Annotated in this window: 18 protein-coding genes; 2 read left to right on the top strand and 16 right to left on the bottom strand. The window is 37.5% G+C overall.

What is annotated here, in order from left to right; genetic code table 11:
* Positions 1-8 precede the first annotated feature (8 nt).
* The gene (gene ccpA, locus ACOZBY_RS05470) at positions 9-1,013 is read right to left on the bottom strand and encodes a catabolite control protein A (protein WP_012295691.1); all 1,005 of its coding nucleotides are present in this window, start codon (positions 1,011-1,013) and stop codon (positions 9-11) included.
* Between the two features lie 174 nt (positions 1,014-1,187).
* A complete protein-coding gene (locus tag ACOZBY_RS05465) occupies positions 1,188-2,273 on the bottom strand; it encodes a bifunctional 3-deoxy-7-phosphoheptulonate synthase/chorismate mutase (protein ID WP_031418590.1) in 1,086 nt (361 codons plus the stop codon).
* Between the two features lie 174 nt (positions 2,274-2,447).
* Between ACOZBY_RS05465 and ACOZBY_RS05460 the strand changes: the two genes are divergently transcribed.
* Complete coding sequence (locus tag ACOZBY_RS05460; RefSeq protein WP_012295693.1) at positions 2,448-4,601, top strand: cell division FtsA domain-containing protein; 2,154 nt, start codon at positions 2,448-2,450, stop codon at positions 4,599-4,601.
* 52 nt (positions 4,602-4,653) lie between these two features.
* Here the strand turns inward: ACOZBY_RS05460 and ACOZBY_RS05455 are convergent, their stop codons facing one another.
* From ACOZBY_RS05455 to ACOZBY_RS05415, 9 genes are all read right to left on the bottom strand, one after another.
* Positions 4,654-5,145, bottom strand: coding sequence for a YtxH domain-containing protein (locus tag ACOZBY_RS05455; protein ID WP_012295694.1), 492 nt, complete (start codon positions 5,143-5,145; stop codon positions 4,654-4,656).
* A gap of 137 nt (positions 5,146-5,282) precedes the next feature.
* Complete coding sequence (locus tag ACOZBY_RS05450; RefSeq protein ID WP_031418589.1) at positions 5,283-5,780, bottom strand: DUF948 domain-containing protein; 498 nt, start codon at positions 5,778-5,780, stop codon at positions 5,283-5,285.
* Between the two features lie 108 nt (positions 5,781-5,888).
* Entirely contained in the window at positions 5,889-7,202 is a 1,314-nt protein-coding gene (gene murC / locus ACOZBY_RS05445; protein WP_031418588.1) for a UDP-N-acetylmuramate--L-alanine ligase, read from the bottom strand.
* A 229-nt stretch (positions 7,203-7,431) separates the two neighbouring features.
* Complete coding sequence (locus ACOZBY_RS05440) at positions 7,432-10,560, bottom strand: DNA translocase FtsK (RefSeq protein WP_422761717.1); 3,129 nt, start codon at positions 10,558-10,560, stop codon at positions 7,432-7,434.
* 263 nt (positions 10,561-10,823) lie between these two features.
* A complete protein-coding gene (gene ytpR, locus ACOZBY_RS05435) occupies positions 10,824-11,438 on the bottom strand; it encodes a YtpR family tRNA-binding protein (RefSeq protein WP_012295698.1) in 615 nt (204 codons plus the stop codon).
* Complete coding sequence (locus ACOZBY_RS05430; RefSeq protein WP_012295699.1) at positions 11,435-12,259, bottom strand: DUF1444 domain-containing protein; 825 nt, start codon at positions 12,257-12,259, stop codon at positions 11,435-11,437. Before ACOZBY_RS05430 ends, ytpR begins: the two co-directional genes overlap by 4 nt.
* Positions 12,260-12,331: 72 nt before the next feature.
* Positions 12,332-12,850, bottom strand: a complete 519-nt coding sequence (locus tag ACOZBY_RS05425; RefSeq protein WP_036164672.1) for a hypothetical protein — start codon at positions 12,848-12,850, stop codon at positions 12,332-12,334.
* 100 nt (positions 12,851-12,950) lie between these two features.
* Positions 12,951-13,472 (bottom strand): DUF84 family protein, encoded by a 522-nt coding sequence (locus ACOZBY_RS05420; protein ID WP_012295702.1) that lies wholly within the window; start codon positions 13,470-13,472, stop codon positions 12,951-12,953.
* Positions 13,473-13,531: 59 nt separating this feature from the next.
* Positions 13,532-14,608 carry a M42 family metallopeptidase gene (locus ACOZBY_RS05415; protein ID WP_012295703.1) on the bottom strand — a complete coding sequence of 359 codons (1,077 nt, stop codon included), beginning with the start codon at positions 14,606-14,608 and terminating at the stop codon, positions 13,532-13,534.
* Between the two features lie 164 nt (positions 14,609-14,772).
* Between ACOZBY_RS05415 and ACOZBY_RS05410 the strand changes: the two genes are divergently transcribed.
* Positions 14,773-15,087, top strand: a complete 315-nt coding sequence (locus ACOZBY_RS05410) for a hypothetical protein (protein WP_008176726.1) — start codon at positions 14,773-14,775, stop codon at positions 15,085-15,087.
* A 57-nt stretch (positions 15,088-15,144) separates the two neighbouring features.
* Here the strand turns inward: ACOZBY_RS05410 and ACOZBY_RS05405 are convergent, their stop codons facing one another.
* The 5 genes from ACOZBY_RS05405 to ACOZBY_RS05385 all read right to left on the bottom strand — a co-directional run bounded on the left by ACOZBY_RS05405 (position 15,145) and on the right by ACOZBY_RS05385 (position 20,053).
* The gene (locus tag ACOZBY_RS05405; RefSeq protein WP_012295704.1) at positions 15,145-16,371 is read right to left on the bottom strand and encodes a hypothetical protein; all 1,227 of its coding nucleotides are present in this window, start codon (positions 16,369-16,371) and stop codon (positions 15,145-15,147) included.
* Positions 16,372-16,488: 117 nt separating this feature from the next.
* Positions 16,489-17,352, bottom strand: coding sequence for a YtnP family quorum-quenching lactonase (locus ACOZBY_RS05400; protein ID WP_031418585.1), 864 nt, complete (start codon positions 17,350-17,352; stop codon positions 16,489-16,491).
* 11 nt (positions 17,353-17,363) lie between these two features.
* Positions 17,364-18,014 (bottom strand): tRNA (guanosine(46)-N7)-methyltransferase TrmB, encoded by a 651-nt coding sequence (gene trmB, locus ACOZBY_RS05395; protein WP_012295706.1) that lies wholly within the window; start codon positions 18,012-18,014, stop codon positions 17,364-17,366.
* Positions 18,015-18,110: 96 nt separating this feature from the next.
* Positions 18,111-19,049 carry a diacylglycerol/lipid kinase family protein gene (locus ACOZBY_RS05390; protein ID WP_422761713.1) on the bottom strand — a complete coding sequence of 313 codons (939 nt, stop codon included), beginning with the start codon at positions 19,047-19,049 and terminating at the stop codon, positions 18,111-18,113.
* Between the two features lie 2 nt (positions 19,050-19,051).
* Positions 19,052-20,053 (bottom strand): nuclease-related domain-containing protein, encoded by a 1,002-nt coding sequence (locus tag ACOZBY_RS05385; protein ID WP_012295708.1) that lies wholly within the window; start codon positions 20,051-20,053, stop codon positions 19,052-19,054.
* Positions 20,054-20,146 lie beyond the last annotated feature (93 nt).

The following is a 20,146-nucleotide window of genomic DNA, read 5'->3' as shown; positions in this document are numbered from 1 at the left end:
CCTACTTATTATTTACTTTTAACAGATTGTCGATGTTCAATACGATGTGGTAAAATCACTGCCTCATCCTCGACAGGCTCCTTACTCATCAATTTAGTAAGTAAGCGCATAGCAACAGCACCAATGTCGTACAGGGGTAATGCAACACTTGTTAGTTGTGGACGAACCATTCGTGCTAGCTTAGAATTCTCAAAGCTAATTACTTCGATATCCTCTGGAACATTTTTACCAGCATCTTGTGCACCATGAATTAAACCAATTGCCAATTCATCACTACCCGCAAAATAGGCTGTAGGTGGCTGTTCAAGCACTGATAAAATCTCCCAAGCTTCTAAGCCCATGTCATAGCTTGATTCTTCAGCAGCAATTAATGCTTCATCTATTGGCAAGCCAGCATCCTGTAATGCTTTCTTATAGGCTGCTAGCTTGAATTTTCCGTTAATTGTATACGAAAGTGGACCTGTTACGAAGCCAATGCGCGTATGTCCATTTTGAATGAGTAAAGATATCGCTTCATAAGCCGCTTGGAAATAGTCTATATTGACCGTAGCTATTGTTTGCGATTCATCTACAGAGCCTGCTAGTACAATCGGGACTGGTGAATGATCCATTGTTTGTTGCATCTTTTCTGTTACTTCATCACTCATCATCACAATACCATCTACTTGTTTCCCAAGCATAGTATCAAGTAACTGTAACTCTTTATCTTCATGTTGATCTGAGTTGGCTAAAATAATATTATAACGGTACATTGTGGCTATATCCTCTACACCACGAGCCAGCTCTGCATAAACATTGTTTGCAATATCTGGGATAATCACGCCAACTGTTGTTGTTTTCTTACTTGCTAATCCACGCGCTACTGCGTTTGGACGGTATTCCAATCGTTCAATTACTTCTAGTACTTTTTTTCGTGTTGCTGGTTTTACGTTTTGATTGCCATTGACTACACGAGAGACGGTTGCCATAGAAACATTTGCTTCTCTTGCAACATCATAAATTGTAACAGTCATCGTACGTGCCTCCCTTTTTTCCTATTATAGCCTTATCATACGATAATTTTCATATTACTTTCAAGAAGAACTACGTAAAAACCAAGTACTAATAGTCCTATTCTAGACATTATTTTGTCACGATATAACAAACACCGCCTGCTAAAGTAAGCAAGCGGTGTGTGCTGTTAACAATTAAGCATGAATTTCATGATTTTTCATGAATTTTTGTAGTGTTTCATAGAATGCATCGAATGTTGGTATGTCCATTTGTTGTTGTGAATCAGAAAGTGCTACAGATGGATCTGGATGTACTTCTGCCATGACACCATCAGCACCGATTGCAATGGCTGCTTTGGCACATGGTAACAATAAATCACGACGACCTGTTGAGTGTGTTACATCTACGAATACTGGCAAATGCGTTTCTTGTTTTAACACTGGTACAGCAGAAATATCTAACGTATTACGAGTTGCTTTTTCATAAGTACGAATACCACGTTCACAAAGGATAATATTTTCATTTCCTTTAGACATAATGTATTCTGCTGCATGGATGAACTCATCAATTGTTGCAGCTAAACCTCGTTTTAGTAGGACTGGTTTATTAGTTGCACCTGCTGCTTTTAATAATTCAAAGTTTTGCATATTTCGTGCCCCGATTTGAATCACATCAATATAATCTAAGGCTTCCTCTAAATGACCTGGTGTCACAATTTCTGTAATCACACCTAAACCATATTCCTCAGACACACGTTTTAAGATTTTTAAGCCTTCTAATCCAAGACCTTGGAAGTCGTATGGAGAAGTACGTGGCTTATAGGCACCACCACGGATTAGCTTTTCACCTTTTGCTTTAATAGAAGCCGCTACTGCAGCTACTTGTTCATAAGATTCAACAGCACAAGGACCAAATACGAAAGATGGCTTCCCTTGACCAATTAACTCACCATTGATATTAATAACTGTATCTTCGGATTTTTTCTTACGAGATACAAGTAATTCTTTCTTTTTATCAGCTTCAAGCTGCTTTAAAGCTGTTTTAAAGATTTGTTTAAATATATAGTCTACCGTCATTTGGTTTAATGGACCTTGGTTGTGTTCTTTAATAAGATCAAGCATGTGTCTTTCACGCAGTGGATCATAGCGATTTACACCTTGTTTTTCTTTAATTTTACCGATTTCATCAACTACAGCTGCACGTTCGTTAATAAGACGAAGAATTTCTAAGTTTAATTCGTCGATTTGGCTACGTAAGCTTTCTAAATCTTTTTGGCTCATGCTTTCTTGCTCCTCTCCTCATGACAGACACTTTCAGAACTCTGAAATGTATGTTACATTTTTAGATAATAGCAATATTATAATCAATGTTGTTCAGAATGTCACGCATTTTTAATTTAGCGCTTCAACTCGCTAAATTGAAATTGAGATATAACGCGAAAGGAAGCGATTACATTGAGTTCTAAATTATTTGCACTTGATATTGGTACACGCTCAGTGGTCGGGATTATTCTTCAAGAAGAAAATGACCATTTTCACGTGGAAGATATAGTAGTGAAAGAGCATAAAGAACGTGCCATGGTAGATGGTCAAATACATAATGTCATGTATGTGGCAGAATTAATTAATACAATTAAATACGAACTTGAAGAGAAACATGGTCCTCTTACGAAAGTAAGTGTTGCGGCAGCGGGCCGATCCTTGAAAACTGAACAAGCTAGCGTAACGATTAATATACGTAATCGTCCTATTTTTACAGAAGAAGATATAAGCCGCTTAGAGCTCCAAGCAGTTCAACAAGCCCAACAACAACTTTTACAACATAAAGAAGATGCTAAAATAAGCCACTATTACTGCGTAGGCTACTCAGTTCTCTACTATCGCTTGGATGGTGAAGAAATTGGCAGCCTCTTAGATCAACAAGGGGATGAGGCACAAATTGAAGTCATTGCCACTTTCCTACCTCGTGTGGTAGTCGAATCACTAATTGCCGCTTTAAAACGAGCTGATTTAGAGATGGAAGCTTTGACATTAGAACCTATCGCAGCTATAAATGTCCTTATTCCTTCAACTATGCGTCGCTTAAATGTGGCTCTAGTCGATATAGGCGCAGGTACTTCTGATATTGCCATTACTGATAAAAGTACTGTTGTGGCCTATGGTATGGTTCCAACAGCAGGCGATGAAATAACAGAAGCTTTAAGTGACCATTATTTACTAGACTTCCCTGTTGCCGAAATAGCAAAACGTCAGCTCCAAACAGCAGAAGAAATATTGATTCAAGATATTCTTGGTTTTGATCAGTATTACCCAAAGACTGAAGTTTTATTAGCCATTGAACCTGCCGTCAAGCAGCTTGCCAAGTCCATTGGCGAAGAAATTTTACGACTCAATAACCGAGTGGCTCCAAAGGCTGTTATGCTTGTTGGAGGAGGTAGCTTAACACCTAACCTAACAACAGAACTTGGTCTAGTCCTAGATTTACCAGCAAACCGTATAGCTGTTAGAGGCATTGATGCTATTCAAAACCTGACGAAGGAAGAGCATATTAAAGCATCACCAGAGTTAGTTACGCCAATCGGTATTGCCATTGCAGCGAAAAAAATGCCCATCCAATATATGAGTTTAACTGTCAATAATCAGGTGGTCCGTCTTTTTGAGCTGAAAGAAATGACAGTTGCCGATGCTTTTTTAGCGGCCAATATCCGTGCTAAACAATTGTATGGAAAACCTGGCCACGGTTTATCTATTAGTGTCAATGGACAAGATATATTCATTCCTGGTGGTCATGGGCAGCCGGCTGAAATAGTAGTAAACGGACAACAGGCATCAACGAAAACATTGATTAAAACAGGCGATGCCATTCAGCTAGTGGAGGGACAAGATGGACAGCCAGCCACAGTAACGGTGAGAGATCTTATTGATAATGCTGCAATCAAGACCATTACTATCCAAAATACAAAATATGTAATTGAACCGAAAATTACAGTCAATCACTCTCCTGCATCCATTGATACTGTTTTAAATGATCGTGATAGCGTCGTTTTTGATATAGCGGAAACCATTGAGGAAATTTTCAAAGTTACAAATAATTGGGATTTATTAAAGCAATTTGAGTCTTATACCATTCATGTCGATGGACAGCCATTATTTTTACCTGAGTTTTCTTCTCCATTAATGATAAATGGAAAAACGGCAAAATTGAGCTATGCAGTGCAGGATGGCGATGTGATTAACTTTCAGCAGCAATCATTGCCAACTGTTCAGCGAATTGCGGACCAAATGAATCTTTTGCTGGAAGATAAAATGATCATTCATTTCCAAAATGAAGTAGTGGAGCTTTCCAAAACAGTACATGAAGCACTGGTCAATCAAATGATTGTATCTCCTCTTTCAACTGTACCGAATGGAGCCACTGTAATTTTTACAGAAAAAGATCGTAGTCCTTGGATCTATCAAGATGTATTTCGCTTTTCTAATTGGCAGCTCCCAAGCACATTCAAAGGAAACTTCACCATTTTAAGAAACGGTCAGCCTGCAAGTTTTGATACGGAAATTTTCGGTGGCGATCGACTTGAAATACTATTAGCCGAAACCCCTATCGTTTAAAAAAGGGATACGTTACACGACGATCATGTAACGTATCCCTTTTCGTTATGCATTATGCACGTACTTCTTCATTTGACTCTTTTGTTTCGTCTTTTTTCTCTTCTGCTTTGACTTCCTCGTTAGGAATAAAATCCTCTAGTGGTTCCTCGCCCTCAAAGGAAACCGTACCATCGTCAAAAACAGCAGGGGCCTTTGCCGTTTTTAAAGTTTTTACTTTCTCCACTAATTGTGTAGATTGTTCTTGAATTTGTTTAGAAAGTTGTACTGTTTTATCTTTTGCAGTTGTCGAGAAGTCTGCACTCTTATCTTTTAAATGAACAGCTTGTACAGCCACATCACTACGTAAATCTTTTCCTGATTTTGGAGCTAATAGTAGACCTGCTGCAGCACCTACAATTCCACCTACTAATGCGCCAATCACAAAATCTTTCATGTTTACACGCTCCTCTTCATAAATCGAGTCTTGCGGATGATAAAGCTGAGGCAATGAACTTTCAAGCTGTTTTTCCTTTACTTCATTAAAATTTGGCTTTTGTGTTGTCATGCAACAATTCCTCCCCATCATATTATCAATTTTGTCTGGACAGGTTGTCCATCTACTTTTTACAGAGGCATGTTCAATTTATGTCCAAGACTTTATTTTTATTCAGACAGTATCAAATACTTACTGAATAATTTTCACTATTTACGACCCCATTTTCTTTTTGGCTTTTCTACTTGTACCGTTTCAAAGCCATACACATCCTCAGATACAGATTCTTGCTCTATGATTTTGCGCTTTTTCCATTTATCAGCAATACCCATTGCAACATTGCTCCACTGTACTACTTGCGCAATTTTTTCTTCATTTTGTTCTACGCTTTTTGAAACAGAAGAAGTAATTTGCTGTACAGAATTATTTAAACCATTGACAGAATCACCAATACCTTTAACAGCTTGAACCACTGAATTTAACTGTTCAGATTTATGTTGAATATCCTCTGCTAAGCTATTTGTTTTGGTTAATAAAGAAGTCGTTTCACGTGTGACCCCTTCCATTTGTCCTTCAATACCTGATAATGTCCCAGATAAACTGCTTAAGATGGACTTGAGCGAGAATAATGTCATTCCTACACTCACACATAAAATTAAAAACCCGATTGCAGCGATAATGGCTGCAATATACAAAATCACTTCCATAAGTTGACCTCCTGCTAGTAAATTCTCTTTACTATTACTTTCCCTATCTTCGACAAAAAAAACGGAATTCCTGCTCAAATTTTAAAAAAACAGCTTAACCCCTACGGACTAAGCTGTTTCATCGTTTTTAAGCACGGCTTCAAAAGCATCTTGGAATTTATGAACATCTCCAGCACCCATAAATAAGAATACTGCACCTTGATGTTTTGTTAGTATATCAATTCCTTCAGTGGTAATCACTGCACTGCCCTCGATTAATGACGCCAAATCTTGAATAGAAAGTGCGCCTTGCGTTTCTCTTGCAGAGCCAAAAATATCACATAAATAGGCTGTATCTGCAAGGCTTAGACTATCTGCGAAATCTTGTAAAAAAGCTTGTGTACGTGTAAATGTATGTGGTTGGAATATAGCAACTAGCTCACGATCTGGGAACTTTTGTCGCGCTGATTGAATGGTAGCACGAATTTCCGTTGGATGATGGGCATAGTCATCTATTAATACATTATCCCCTATATCTGTTTCGGTAAAACGTCTTTTTACACCTTTATATGTGTGCAAACGATCTTGAATAATGTCAGGTGAAATTCCTTCATATTCACATAGAGTAATGACCGCTAATGTATTTAAAATCGCATGATCCCCAAATAATGGAATAAAGAAAGTGCTATAAAATTCATTGCGAACGAAAACATCAAATTTTGTACCTTCTGTCGTTTTTTCAACATTACGAGCTTCGAAATCATTCTCTGAACCAAATCCATAATAAACAACTGGTACTTTTGCTTGGATACGCTGAAGTTGTTCATCATCACCACATGCAATAATAGCTTTTTTTACTTGTAAAGCTAATGATTGAAAAGCAGAATAGACATCCTCTATATTTGCAAAGTAGTCTGGGTGATCAAAATCAATATTTGTCATTACCGCATAGTCAGGATTATATGCTAAGAAATGGCGTCGGTATTCACATGCCTCCATCACGAAGAAGTCAGCATTTGCATGACCAGCACCAGTACCATCACCGATTAAATAAGAAGTTGGTTTGTAACCACCTACCACATGTGCCATTAAACCTGTAGTTGAAGTTTTACCGTGGGCACCTGTTATGGCAATGGAAATATAGTTACCGATATATTCTCCTAAAAATTTATGGTAACGAATAATCTCTACTCCGATTTCTCGGGCACGAATTAATTCTGGATGATCATCAGGAAAAGCATTACCTGCAATTACAGTCATGCCTTCTTTAATATTATCTGCATTAAATGTAAAAATTGGAATATTACGTTCACGTAACGGCTGCTCCGTGAAGAAATATTTATCGACATCTGAGCCCTGTACTTGTTCACCAGCATCAAATAAGATTTGTGCAAGTGAACTCATGCCAGAACCTTTAATGCCTGTGAAATGAAAAACTGTCATTAATTAAACCCCCCGGGAATTTCAATATCCCATCTATCATCTATTAGGTGTATCGTATTATTTCACGAATGATTAGGTATTAATACCTTCACAAGTATTAAAAAATACGTACTATTCAACACATCTTGTCTATTATAGCACTTTTTATGCATAAGGATAGATGTGTAACTTTTCTAAAAAAACTAATTTCGACGTAAATTAGTTAATGTAGACGAAATCAAGGCAATTCTTATTCAAACATAGTAATTAAATCTTCTTCTGTAATGAAACTTTCACGCGGCTTACTACCTCTTGCCTCTGAGATAAAGCCATGTGATTCCAACATATCAATTAAACGAGCAGCACGATTATAGCCAATATGATATTTTCTTTGAATCAATGACGTAGAAGCTCCACCCTGTTCAAAAACAAAACGACAAACATCTTCAAATAAATCATCCTGTTCTGCGGATACCTCTGTTTTCTTCAATAGTTCCTCTTGATCAAAAATATAATCAGGCTCTCCTTGTTCACGAACATGCTCGATAATTGCTTCAATTTCATCATCTGTAACAAATGTTCCCTGGAGACGTACTGGTGCAGACATACCGTTACCTAAATATAGCATATCGCCTCGTCCAAGTAACCTTTCTGCTCCCTGCCCATCCAAAATTGTACGAGAATCAATTTGTGAAGATACTGCAAAGGCAATACGTGTAGGAATATTGGATTTAATTAATCCTGTAATAACGTCTACAGATGGTCTTTGTGTTGCAACAATTAAATGAATTCCACATGCACGTGCCTTTTGAGCAATACGGCAAATTGCCTCCTCTACATCTGCTGGAGACATCATCATTAAATCGGCCAACTCGTCAATAACAATTAAAATATATGGCAATTTCAGGCTATGTTCATTATTTTTATCTGCAATTGCATTATAACGCGTAATATCCCTTGCACCTGCATGCGCAAACAGTTGATATCGACGTTCCATCTCCTCTACAGCCCATTTAAGTGCTGCTGTTGCAGCCTTCACATCTGTGATTACAGGGCTTACTAAGTGTGGGATATGATTAAATGGCGCCAGTTCTACCATTTTAGGATCGATCAACATTAGTTTTAGTTCATGTGGTGCAGCTTTATATAATAAACTAACCAAAATAGAATTAATACAAACGGATTTACCCGAGCCTGTCGCACCAGCAATTAAACCGTGGGGCATTTTTCGTAAATCTAGTGTAACAGGCTTACCTGTTAGATCAAGACCTAAAGCTGCCTCTAACGGCGAATCTGATTCAAGGAAGGATGCGCTATTCGTCACTTCAGATAATCGTACAGCTCTTGATACTCGGTTTGGAATCTCAATACCAATCGAACTTTTCCCAGGGATCGGTGCTTGAATACGAATATCCTTTGCTGCTAAAGCAAGCTTTAAATCATCTGCTAAATTTCTAATCTTGCTTACTTTCGTACCGTGACTCACAGTAATTTCAAATTGAGTAACTGCAGGTCCCTGCATAATCGATTCAATTTGAGCAGAAACCTGGAAATAAGAAAGTGCTTCCACCAATGTATCACCCTGCTGCTCCATCCAATCTGTATCCTGTGTTTTTTCCTCTGGTGGCTCTAAATATTCGTCAGTAGGCTTTTGATAAACATGAACAGGTTTTGTTTTTTCCTCAACTGGTAGCTCCTGTTCTGCTTCTAAAACCTGTTGTTGGTTTTCCACAGGTTTAACTGGAGAATCCTCTACAATTTCAGGAAGAACTTCAGTAACTGAAATGACCTCTGCTTCTAGCTCTGTTGTTGCAGCAACTTCATCAGCATTAATTCTTTCAATTTCTATTGCATCATTCTCGGATACACTAGTCAAAGTTGTTACAGGAGCCATCGTAATAACCGCTACTGGACTTTCTGATTTAGTTTCTGTGTTAAAATCTCTGTCTTCTTCGTGTCGATGGCATTCAACATCTTCTTGACTACAAAAAGCAGATTGTGAATCACTTTCTTCCTCCAGCTGTGGTTCAACTAGCTGTATAGCATTTGAATCTATGCTCTCAGAAGGCGAGTGTTCCTCTTCTTTAGCTTCCGCCCCATCAATCAGCACATCTTCTACCGCTTCCGGATTACTTTCCACACGAATAGGTTGGACCATTTTCATTTGCTGTTGAATTCGCCATTTTTCTTTATCTGTTTTTAGCATTAGCACATTGAAAGGAATGCGACTTTTTTCTTCTTTTGGGATAGCATCTGATGATGATTGTTCATCAAGCTTCACCGGATGGTCCTCTTCATTACTCGGAGGCTGTACAACCGTTACCTCTCCAATATGAATGGTAGAATTTTCAATTTGGACTTGTTCCACAATCAATTCTTTAACATGAATCTCAGACTGATCTGCTGAAAGCTGTTGTATGGTTTGATCTTGCTTAGCAGCTTCCTTCACTTGATCTTCAAATGCCATGGCAAAAGGTGTGGTTTGTGGTACCACGATATCCGTGGGCGCACTGTCTGGTACATCCTTTTCTTCATCCAATACATCATCATCAAATGTAATAGGTTCAACAATCGGTTCATGGATTTCATGTTCGAATTCAACACGATGAGCTGTACTAGGCGGCTCTTTTTCTTCTAGTATATTTTCATTAGCCTCATTTGTTGTCGCTTCTTTTAATGGCTGATGAATTGTCAATAAATCAGAGGTCATCCTAGTTGTTTCTTGTGACTCATGTTCTTCTTTTCTTTTATCCAATAATTCATTAATAGGACTTGGTTTCGCAAACCCATAGACGGGTGAAGGTACGTCCGTTGGGATAAAGCGTTTACGATTTTCAAGAAAATCGCTATCTACTTTTTGAACTTTTTGTTCTTTCCACTCGAGTTTATCTTTTGGTACAGATGTAGTCTGAGGTATGATTGACTCTTCTCGATCTTGTGCATCTCGAAAAACTAAACTCGCTCTTGAACGATGTTCGTGTTGGACTGGTTGACTTTTCATTGTTGATTTTCTACCAGTGCGTTTTGAACGATTCGCTAACAAATCTCGAATCCCTGTAACATCTACATCGTAAACACTTGAATCAACGATATGTTGATTTAAATGCTTGGGTAAAGATAAATCCTCAATTTGCCCATAATAATCATCATTTTCTACCTGATCAAACATTTCTTTTTGGCGCGTTTGTGACACGACGCCTTCCTCATCATCGTCAATCAATGGGAAACGGAAAGTTTTTTGCTTAGTCATGGGTTGTTCTTGCTGCATATGTAGCTGTTCTGTTTGTTCCTCTTCGTAGTCCTCATAAAATTCTTCATACTCGTACTCATATTCATCTTTATTTAAAATTTTATTTATTTGTTTTTTAAACCAATTCACTTCATTTCACTCATTTCTCTTACACTTCATTTTTAGCATTGTCTAATTTTCTTCAAATCAAAATAGCTCAATGTCTATATCAAAAGCATACCATAAAAACGATCGCGAAACTTGCATTTAGAGGCTCATTCTACACAAAAAAATCGTTATGTTACTAGCATATTAGTAACATAACGATTTAGGGATTTTCACCTTGACCCATTGGATAATATCATGATAAAAAACTAAACTTTTAATAACTTTATTATCAAAAGATGTATTTATTATTTACCTGATGATTCAAATGCACTACCAACGATAGCATCCTCAGGCAAAACTAAGATTCCTTTTTCAGAAGGAGCATTCGGAATTGCTAGCTCACGTGCTGAACAAAGCATGCCAAATGAATCCACGCCTCTTAAATTCCCTTCTTTTATAAGCATTCCTGAAGGCATGACCGCACCAATTTTTGCAACAACCACCTTTTGTCCCGCCTCTACATTTGGTGCGCCACAAACAATTTGTAAAGTTTCATCTCCAACGTTTACAGAACAGATACTTAATTTATCAGCATTTGGATGCTTTTCTTTCGTTTCTACAAAACCTATGACAAACTTCGGAGAAAAGTCAACATCTAGGCTAATGCTAGCACCGTTCTTTTCGATTGCTGCAGCTAATTGTTCAACTAACACTGGTGTTACCTCAACTAATCCTTTTGCATCTGTTTGTATATATTGGCTCGCGTTAAATAAATTAAATGCTTTAATTTCACCAGTTTGAGCTTCTTTTAATATAGCAATATCCCCAGCACGTTCTACTGCTGTGTTCACGATAGACTCCGTTGCTAGTTGAACTAGTAATACATCTCCTACATGCTCTTTGTTGTAAAATACATTCATTGTTTTTCTTGCTCCTTTTTCACTCTGTTTTTTGCTAAGATAAAGATCGGTTCTAATTCCCCATCTTCATAAATAAAAGATAACGACGTGATCGGTACTGTACCGACTGCAAAGAAATGCATAGTCATCTGCGCTAATACATCATACCCTGTTTCATTCCGAATATCACCTATAATCAGCACATCTTGATGAGGCACAGACAATGTCATATCCCCCTCTATCTGAGTCCGCATATCTTTTAGAAAGCTCTCATTTAAAATTCGACTGGCATCATAGCCATCATTCATATTAACAAAATAAAAGATATTATCGGCGACCTCATCCTTTTTATAGGAAGTTGGTAATTGTTTTACTGAAAAACGTGCCATTTCACGAATTTGCTCTACACTTAATTGTAAAGCTTCTAGCATAGATTCATCGATAAAACGATAGGTTTTGCCTAAATCAAGCGCATAAAAGATGCGTGTTTCCGCTGTATGATCTGTTGTAATAAACGCATGGCCCTCTTTCGATGCTTGAGGATATGATGTGGCACGTATAACAGGATAAATTTGTGTAGTCATTTGAAAACCCTGTTCTTTTTCTTGTTCCATCGCATTAAAAGTTTGTGTAATCGTATACACAACTTCATCAATAGCTGCCTCTTGTTTATCATTGTATTTTGCTAAAATCCCAGGTAGTGAAAGCTCCATACCTTTTTCAATCGTTTTATGATTCAATCTTAATTTTTCGTGCTTTTTATCGAAATGAAAATCGTATTTCTCTGCGTTTAATCGTTTTTTTAAAAGCTCTACAAGTTGCTCTGATTTCAATTGCTTCATTCTTTCTCACATCCTGTCTTCAAAATGAAACGGTTCACATGTTTGTGAACCGTTTTGTTCAATCTTGTTTATTTACTTTATCTTAACCGAATGAACTATTTTCGTCATCTCTCGTAAATTATCTTCTATATGCTTTGCCTGAGAAATCGTGGTCATTTTCACGCCACCACTACTCACAATGAGCTCCATTTCATTCTCATCATCTGTTTTTAGTACCGCTGTAAAGCCAAAACGACCATCCTTATCATAAGTGGTTTCCTGAATGATTTTATCAGCTTCATTTTCTTTTAAAAGTTGATAATAAAGTTTACTATTTGGTGCCTCTCTATCGTTAATGAAAAGGATATAGCTTTCTTTTCCTTTTGAAATAACAATATTGTAAGCATCTGAACTATCTTCAACTTTAAAATTTGAAGGTAGGTAAAAATTAATATCTCCAATTTCCTCGGTATGTTCTTCAGGCTCTTCTGCAAAAACCGTTTCTGTGAATTGAAGCCCGTTGGCAATTTGCTCATCGATCGATTGATTGCAGCCAGAAAGCATCAGAAGTAACAGCGTCAGGCCAATAGCTTTTAGCCATTTATATGACATGTCTCTCTTCCTTTCTCTTTCACTACTAACTTTTTTCTATTTTAAAAAAATTATTAGGAAGATGCAACCTCTCCGCATACGCACCACTAATTCCATTTAACTATTTTTCGGGAAATGTGAACAAATATTGACCAACCAATAGTGATACAATATGCTCAAACATCATTTGTCGACTGACTAAACCTTGAGTGAAAATCCCTACTGCTCCAGCCCCCTGTCGAATATCTCTGCGCTGTGTATATTGCTCCATGAGTGGGCCAAGCTCTCCACCAGCTCTAATTTCCTGGGCAATTTCTTTTGGTAAAATAATTTGTGCACCTGCCGCTGTAAACGTTGTCCCATCAGAGACTGTTAATGCACCCCAATTACATACATACATCTCGCCTTCGATTTCAGTGACACCGCCTTCCAAGCCAAAGGATAATGATGCATCTGTTTTTAGCATGGCATTTTTGGCGCGGTTGATGGCACCTAATCTCGTTTCCTCATTCGACATAGGTTGATCTGACACTTCTGAAGCAGCTTTCACATATGTAAAGATTGTATCCACAAAATAATTTTGAGCAATAGCTTCAACTGCTTCAGTTTTCGCTTTATTAGTTGTTCCAATTGCTATTTTCATCAAACCCCTACTTTCTTTCCATAGAAAAAGATGCCTTTTACAGGCATCTTTCCAACTACTTATACATTAGCGCGAATAGACTCTAAAGTCGAACGATCTGCTTTTTTCACTAATTCAACAATTAATGCTTTAGCAGCAGCATAATCATCAATGTGAATGATAGACGCAGATGTGTGAATATAACGTGAGCAAACACCAATTACTGCACTTGGTACACCATCGTTCGCTGTATGTACTCGCCCAGCGTCAGTTCCACCCTGTGATACAAAGTATTGGTATGGAATATGGTTGGACTCGGCCGTATCTAAAATAAACTCTCTCATTCCACGATGTGTCACCATTGTACGGTCTAGAATACGAAGTAATGTTCCTTTACCAAGCTGTCCAAATTGATCTTTTTTACCTGAAGTATCATTTGCAGGTGATGCATCTAATGCAAAGAATAAATCTGGTTTAATCATGTTTGCTGACACTTGAGCACCACGTAAACCAACCTCTTCCATTACATTTGCGCCTGAATATAAATGAGATCCGAGCTTATCATTTTTGACTTCTTTCATTAATTCAATTGCTAAACCACAGCCATAACGGTTATCCCAAGCTTTGGCCATAATTTTTTTCGGATTGGCCATAGGTGTAAATGGACAAACAGGAATAATGGATTGTCCTGGACGAACCCCCATTGCTACCGCATCTTCCTTGTTGTCAGCGCCAATATCGATTAACATATTTTTTATATCCATGGGCTTAGAGCGCTCTGCATCCGTTAATAAATGCGGTGGAATAGATGCAATCACACCAGGGATAGCTCCATTTTTCGTATAGACTTCTACACGTTGTGCAAGCATAACCTGGCTCCACCAGCCACCTAACGTCTGGAAGCGGATCATGCCGTTATCAGTAATAGAAGTAACCATAAATGCTACTTCATCCATATGACCTGCAACTAAAATTTTTGGAGCATCCGCAACTTCACTATGCTTTACCCCAAAAATCCCCCCTAAATTGTCTTGAACGATTTCATCTGAATACTTTTCCAACTCAGATCGCATGAACGCGCGAACAGCGTGCTCATTACCAGGAGCACCTGGTAACTCTGTTAATGTTTTAAATAATTGCAATGTTTCCTCATTCATGTTGACTCTCTCCCCACGAAGTAGAATATTCTTCCTCGCCTATTGTAACATATTTATTTCCGAATTCGAAATATTGATACATTTCCTAAAACTGTTATCGTGTGAACGTGCATTCACTCTATAGGCTATGCTAAAATATAGGTACAGAAAAAGGAGGAAGATGTATGAAATTACGTGATTTTTTAATTGGTGTTGCAACTGGCTTAGCTGCCGCAGTCATTATTAAAGAAGCTAGTGAAAAAGTTTCTCCGTTCGTACCTGCAGGACAAGTACTTGAAAACATAAAAAAAGAATTTAAAAAGGATGCACCGATTGATGGTTCCTGGATTTTTATGAAAACAGAAGATTATACAAATGGTATCATTACTATTCCTGTCTATCGTGGAGGAATCTCACGTATGCATGAAGGTGACATGCAAACATTTGAATTTGCCGCTGATGCACGCTCAGGCGTTGTAGTTGAATTAACAGAGGTTTAGCGCTAAAAAAGAAGCAAAAGAAGCCATCTCCTTTTCAATTGAGATGGCTTCTCTTTATTATTCTGATAAACCTTTATTATTAAAGTATTTTTTATATTTACGATAGTAATTTAAGTTATTGAGTGTTAGCTTCACCCAACGCTTTGTATTCATATCTTCATTATAGTAAAGGGAGTTTGTGTATTTACCCTCGCTAATTAATTTTTTTGCCTCTAATTTAAGCTTTTCGTTCGATGCATATTTGAACAATACACCTTTTGGAATAATCATCCATAGATGTTTATCCTCCACATAAGTAACTTCTTGCTTAATGTTTAACATATGATCATCAGCAACATACTTCATTAAGTTATGGCCACTTGCCGTTACATAATAGCTGGAACGTCCATTACGTAAATTAATTTCAAACAGCTTGTACTGTTTATCACGAATATCGTATTTCATATCGAAATTGGCAAAGCCTGTATAGCCGATGTCCTCTAAGAAGAAACGTACTTGGTCCATTAATTCTTTATCGTATGTTGTTACGATAGCTGCATAACTGCCGATTCCTTCAGGTGAATGCTCTTCTAGAATAGGATTTCCTAGACACATTAGCTTCACTTTCCCGTCTTTGCCCACATAAGCATTAAGCACACGCATATAAGAATCATCACCAGGGATAAATTCTTGAATAATCATTGTATCTTGATAGCTTGAGCTATAAATCGCTTTTAAAATAGCTGTTTTTTCTGCCTCGTCATGCGCAACAAAAACTTTTTTCTTCCCTGGGAATTTACATGCCCAATATTCCACCGAATTTGACGCCTTTAAAATAATTGGATACTCGAATGGAGGTGTAAAATTTTCATAATTATCTGCTGTTACAGTCGTTGTCCCTGGATATTTAAAATCGTATTTATCACACATCTTGTAGAAATTCTCTTTAAGTAAAATTTCATCCATTAAAGATTCATCGATGTAAGGCACTGTGAAATGCTCCTGCAGCGCTGGCTTATTTTTAATAATAAGCTTAGCATAATCGTCACCACACGCTAAGAGCAATAGCTTTTGATCAGCATATTGTTTTGCAACTTGTGCAAGCGCAGGTGCAAATACATCCTGCTCATTTAAACGGTCGATTTCTTGAAACTCCAGGATATGGCTATCTTGTGTTGCTGTTAAATGAGAACGTCCTAAGACAAGTGGTTTAATTCCATATGCTTCATAAAATGCACGGGCCATCCCATATGCATTCATATCTGACCCTAGTAAAACTGGTAAAAATGGTTGTTCAGCTGCCATGTTTATTTCAACTCTCTTTTATATTTTAGTTTCGTGTTTAGTGTATCATATTTTCCATCATCTTCACGAACAAAAAAGCGAGGTATCGACATTTTCATGTCAACTACCTCGTCATTGTTAGAATGTAATAACAGCTTGTCTACTACGTTCGAGCTTAGCCTTGATTTCTTTCCCCGTTTCATCCCATTTAATCATACGATAATAGGCATCATGGTAGAAAATAAAGCCATAGTTATTGGCAAGAGCTTCTTTCATAAGACGTTCTTTCGCAAAAACACTAGTCATTGGATAGTCATCATAAGCTAAAACCCATAATGGATTTTGATGAGCATGTGTAGGCATAATGTCTGCCATATGCAAAAGTACTTCACCTTGTTGAGTAAGTTTGATTACAGCATGACCTTCACTATGACCACCTGTATGAATCATTTCAATTCCTGGAGCTACTTCCAACGTACCTTCATAGGTTTCAACTAAGTGCTGTACAGGCTCCCAATTTTCTTTCCAGTACGTATTTTTGGAGCGAATATTTGGGTTACGCATCTCGTCCCATTCAATTTTTGTTACGAAAATTTTAGCGTTTGGGAAAGTAGGCACAAGCACATCATCTTGCCACTGAGTTAAACCACCAGCATGATCAAAATGTAAATGTGTCATTAGCACCGCATGGATATCTGCTGTCGTTAAACCAAGCTCTTGTAAACTATCCGCTAACGAAGATTCTTCTGTTACACCAAAGTTTCTTAGCTGTTTTTCATTTAATTTGTTAAAGCCAACACCCGTATCAATAAGATAGTTTCTGCCCTCATATTGAACAAGAATTGGTTCCGTTGGTAATTCAATTTGATTTTTTTCGTTGACTGGATATTTGCGCGACCAAAGTGGTTTTGGGACAACTCCAAACATCGCACCACCATCTAGACACGTAACACCCCCGTTAAGCCATGATAATGACATATTGTGAAACTGTAACTGATCCATCCATATTCCCCCTACAATTTAGTGATAAATTGCGACTCTAAGCGGTAAATCGGCTGTCCTTTCGCAGAGAATTTCTGCTCATATTCAGTCATCACATTATCCTCTGGCATGTTTGCATGTAGGTCGAGTGATACATACTTTAATAACATACCATATTCAGATATACTGATTAACGAAAATTCAAACAAACCACGGTTATCCGTTTTAAAATGGATTTCCCCATTATCCACCAAAATCGACTCATATAATTTCAAAAAATCCCCATGCGTCAAACGTCTTTTGGCATGACGTGTTTTTGGCCAAGGATCTGAGAAATTCAAATACACACGTGCTACATCATTTTTATTAAAGAATTTATTTAAATCCGCGCCATTTACTTTAAGTAAACGTAAATTCGCTGGAGATTTTGCTTCTAGAACTTTCTCTAATGCACAAACGATTACACTATCATAAAGTTCGATCCCAATATAATTAATATCTGGATTTTGCAAAGCCATTCCCGTAACAAACTGTCCCTTCCCAGTACCAACTTCAATATGAATGGGGTTGTTATTTCCGAAAACAACCTGCCAATTTCCTTTAAAGTCTTCAGGATTCGGAACGATTACCTCTGGATGATTTGTAATCATTTCCTCTGCCCAAGGCTTGTTTCTTAATCTCACTGTTGTTCCTCATTTCTTTCTTATAAAATTATTGATTTTTTATAGTATAACGTATTCCTCTTACATTCGCATAAAATTATTGCGCAATGATATTATTTAAGAACTCTTTGTCGTAATGTTCCATGCCTTCTGTTGCACTGTACAGTGGATGGTAGTACCCTGATGGACACGTCCGCTATAATTACCATCCATATGACAATCAACCTTGTGATCATCATTCACGATAATATCGAAATGTTGTCCTTGTAAAAATGTGATTTCTTTAAACTTCGTATGCCTTTCAAAAAAAACAGTAACAAAAATAAGTAATAATTTTAGACGAGAAATATCATGGACAATTGTAATGTCCATTCGGCCATCATCTGCTTTTGCGGCTGGTGATATTTTCATACCTCCGCCGAAATAAGGCTGATTGCACATGGCGACAAACCATGCTCGTTGGAATTGCCACTCTTGATGATCAGAACGTATGGTGACGTTAAAACATTTAAAGCTAAATAAGCCTCTAATGACAGCAACAGCATACGATAGCTTACCCAATCCTAATTTATTGAGGTAAAATTTAAGGCGAGATGTATTAATCGATTTTGTGACATATGCATCAAAACCAATGCCAGCATTATTGACAAAGAATTCATCCCAGCTATCGCTGAGCTGAATGTTCCCTGCATCTATTTGTGTAAATGCCATGGTAGAAGCCATTACATAGTCCTCGATTTGCTGAGCATTGTAAAATGTAGGAAACGAGCGAGCAAAATCATTACCAGAGCCAGCACGAACCACACCCAGTACTAACAATTCATTATGTAGAACAGCACTAAACACCTCATGGATGGTACCATCTCCACCAACAACTATAAGTAACTTTCGATTCAGCTGTTGTAATACCCATTGTTTGGCAATCTCTCGTCCATGTCCTTCATATTCCGTAAAAGTCACTTGATAGTCTATCGTTAGGTGCTTTTGAAGTTGAGTCCAAACTTTCTTCCCTTTTCCGTTCCCGGCAGCTTCATTGACAATAAATAGAATCTGCATACTTAGTCCTCTGTTGTTTGTGATGCTTGCTGCCAAATATCTCGATTAAACGAAGTGGTTTGTACAGTATTTAAAATTGTTTGAGCCGCACGTATTTGCATATGCTTCATTGGAGAAGAAACCTTTCGCAAATGCTCCATCCATTCTCCGTAATTACGGCGATCAACAAAACGAACCCCATACGGTGAACCCGGATAATCAAAATAACCATTCCGCGTTAGTACAACTTTACGAATGGGCATATCTATGTTTTCTTCTTTAAATAATTGGGATAGTACCGACTCCATACGTGCTAAGTTTATCGTTGGATTCAAAACTTTTAAGTCCTTTGTTCCTACTTTTTTCATCCAAAAGCGATCACTGCCACCAACATATACAGCTTGATTTTCTGCTTCTAAAACGGTAATACAAATACACTCCGTCGGAGACATTAATACGACATCAAGCTCAATCGGTGCTTTTCTGATTTGTAGGATAGGATAATAAAACAACAAAAAATTATCTGGTAATGTTTGTAATAAAGTACGTAGTAACGAATCACGCATGAAGCGAGGATCTACATATGATTTTTCACGTAATGTTGAGCTAGCCCATTTCATTTGGAAATGGAAGAATTGATCAATAAACATACGCTTCAGTTCATGGATGGATTGTGGAGCATACACAATCTTAGGTTCAAATGTTAGTGTTGTTTCTTCTTCTGGAATAGTATCCTCACTACTTATGAGTTCGTTTGATATTTCGATATCTTCAACATCTTCTGTTTCTTTTTGTCGTCCAGTAAATATTTTTTTTATGAAGGAAAATCGCTCTTTTTCCTCTAAAGTATCCGCTTCTGTCTCATTATCAATATGTTGCCATTCGCTTATATCTTCGCCCAATTCCCATTGACGCTTAATACGGTCCCATTGGCTTTTCTTCAAGCGTACAAATTGTGTAGGATATCTTGCTAAGTCAATTTGATAGCGAGAAATATAATCTTGTATTTTTACTAATTGTGCCATGTAAAGGTCACTCCATTCTTACTTACCATCTCTTTAGTTCTCTTTTTTCTCGATCCCTTTTGTAAAAAAGAGTCTATGCATTCTTATGTATTC

The sequence above is a fragment of the Lysinibacillus sp. NPDC056220 genome (assembly GCF_049315265.1).
Taxonomy (GTDB): Bacteria; Bacillota; Bacilli; order Bacillales_A; family Planococcaceae; genus Lysinibacillus; species Lysinibacillus pinottii.
The sequence above is the reverse complement of the archived record's forward strand: the minus strand, read 5'-3'. Positions and strand labels throughout refer to the sequence as shown.

Coding starts and splice junctions, on each gene's coding strand:
- ytpR (WP_012295698.1), bottom strand. CDS start 11,438: ATGAATGTATTTTACAACAAAGAGCATGTAGGAGATGTATTACTAGTT.
- ACOZBY_RS05430 (WP_012295699.1), bottom strand. CDS start 12,259: ATGAAGCAATTGAAATCAGAGCAACTTGTAGAGCTTTTAAAAAAACGA.
- ACOZBY_RS05410 (WP_008176726.1), top strand. CDS start 14,773: ATGAAATTACGTGATTTTTTAATTGGTGTTGCAACTGGCTTAGCTGCC.
- ACOZBY_RS05455 (WP_012295694.1), bottom strand. CDS start 5,145: ATGACAACACAAAAGCCAAATTTTAATGAAGTAAAGGAAAAACAGCTT.
- murC (WP_031418588.1), bottom strand. CDS start 7,202: ATGACAGTTTTTCATTTCACAGGCATTAAAGGTTCTGGCATGAGTTCA.
- ACOZBY_RS05400 (WP_031418585.1), bottom strand. CDS start 17,352: ATGGATCAGTTACAGTTTCACAATATGTCATTATCATGGCTTAACGGG.
- ACOZBY_RS05425 (WP_036164672.1), bottom strand. CDS start 12,850: ATGTCATATAAATGGCTAAAAGCTATTGGCCTGACGCTGTTACTTCTG.
- ACOZBY_RS05420 (WP_012295702.1), bottom strand. CDS start 13,472: ATGAAAATAGCAATTGGAACAACTAATAAAGCGAAAACTGAAGCAGTT.
- ACOZBY_RS05385 (WP_012295708.1), bottom strand. CDS start 20,053: ATGGCACAATTAGTAAAAATACAAGATTATATTTCTCGCTATCAAATT.
- ACOZBY_RS05415 (WP_012295703.1), bottom strand. CDS start 14,608: ATGAATGAGGAAACATTGCAATTATTTAAAACATTAACAGAGTTACCA.
- ACOZBY_RS05390 (WP_422761713.1), bottom strand. CDS start 19,049: ATGCAGATTCTATTTATTGTCAATGAAGCTGCCGGGAACGGAAAAGGG.
- ccpA (WP_012295691.1), bottom strand. CDS start 1,013: ATGACTGTTACAATTTATGATGTTGCAAGAGAAGCAAATGTTTCTATG.
- ACOZBY_RS05450 (WP_031418589.1), bottom strand. CDS start 5,780: ATGGAAGTGATTTTGTATATTGCAGCCATTATCGCTGCAATCGGGTTT.
- ACOZBY_RS05405 (WP_012295704.1), bottom strand. CDS start 16,371: ATGGCAGCTGAACAACCATTTTTACCAGTTTTACTAGGGTCAGATATG.
- ACOZBY_RS05465 (WP_031418590.1), bottom strand. CDS start 2,273: ATGAGCCAAAAAGATTTAGAAAGCTTACGTAGCCAAATCGACGAATTA.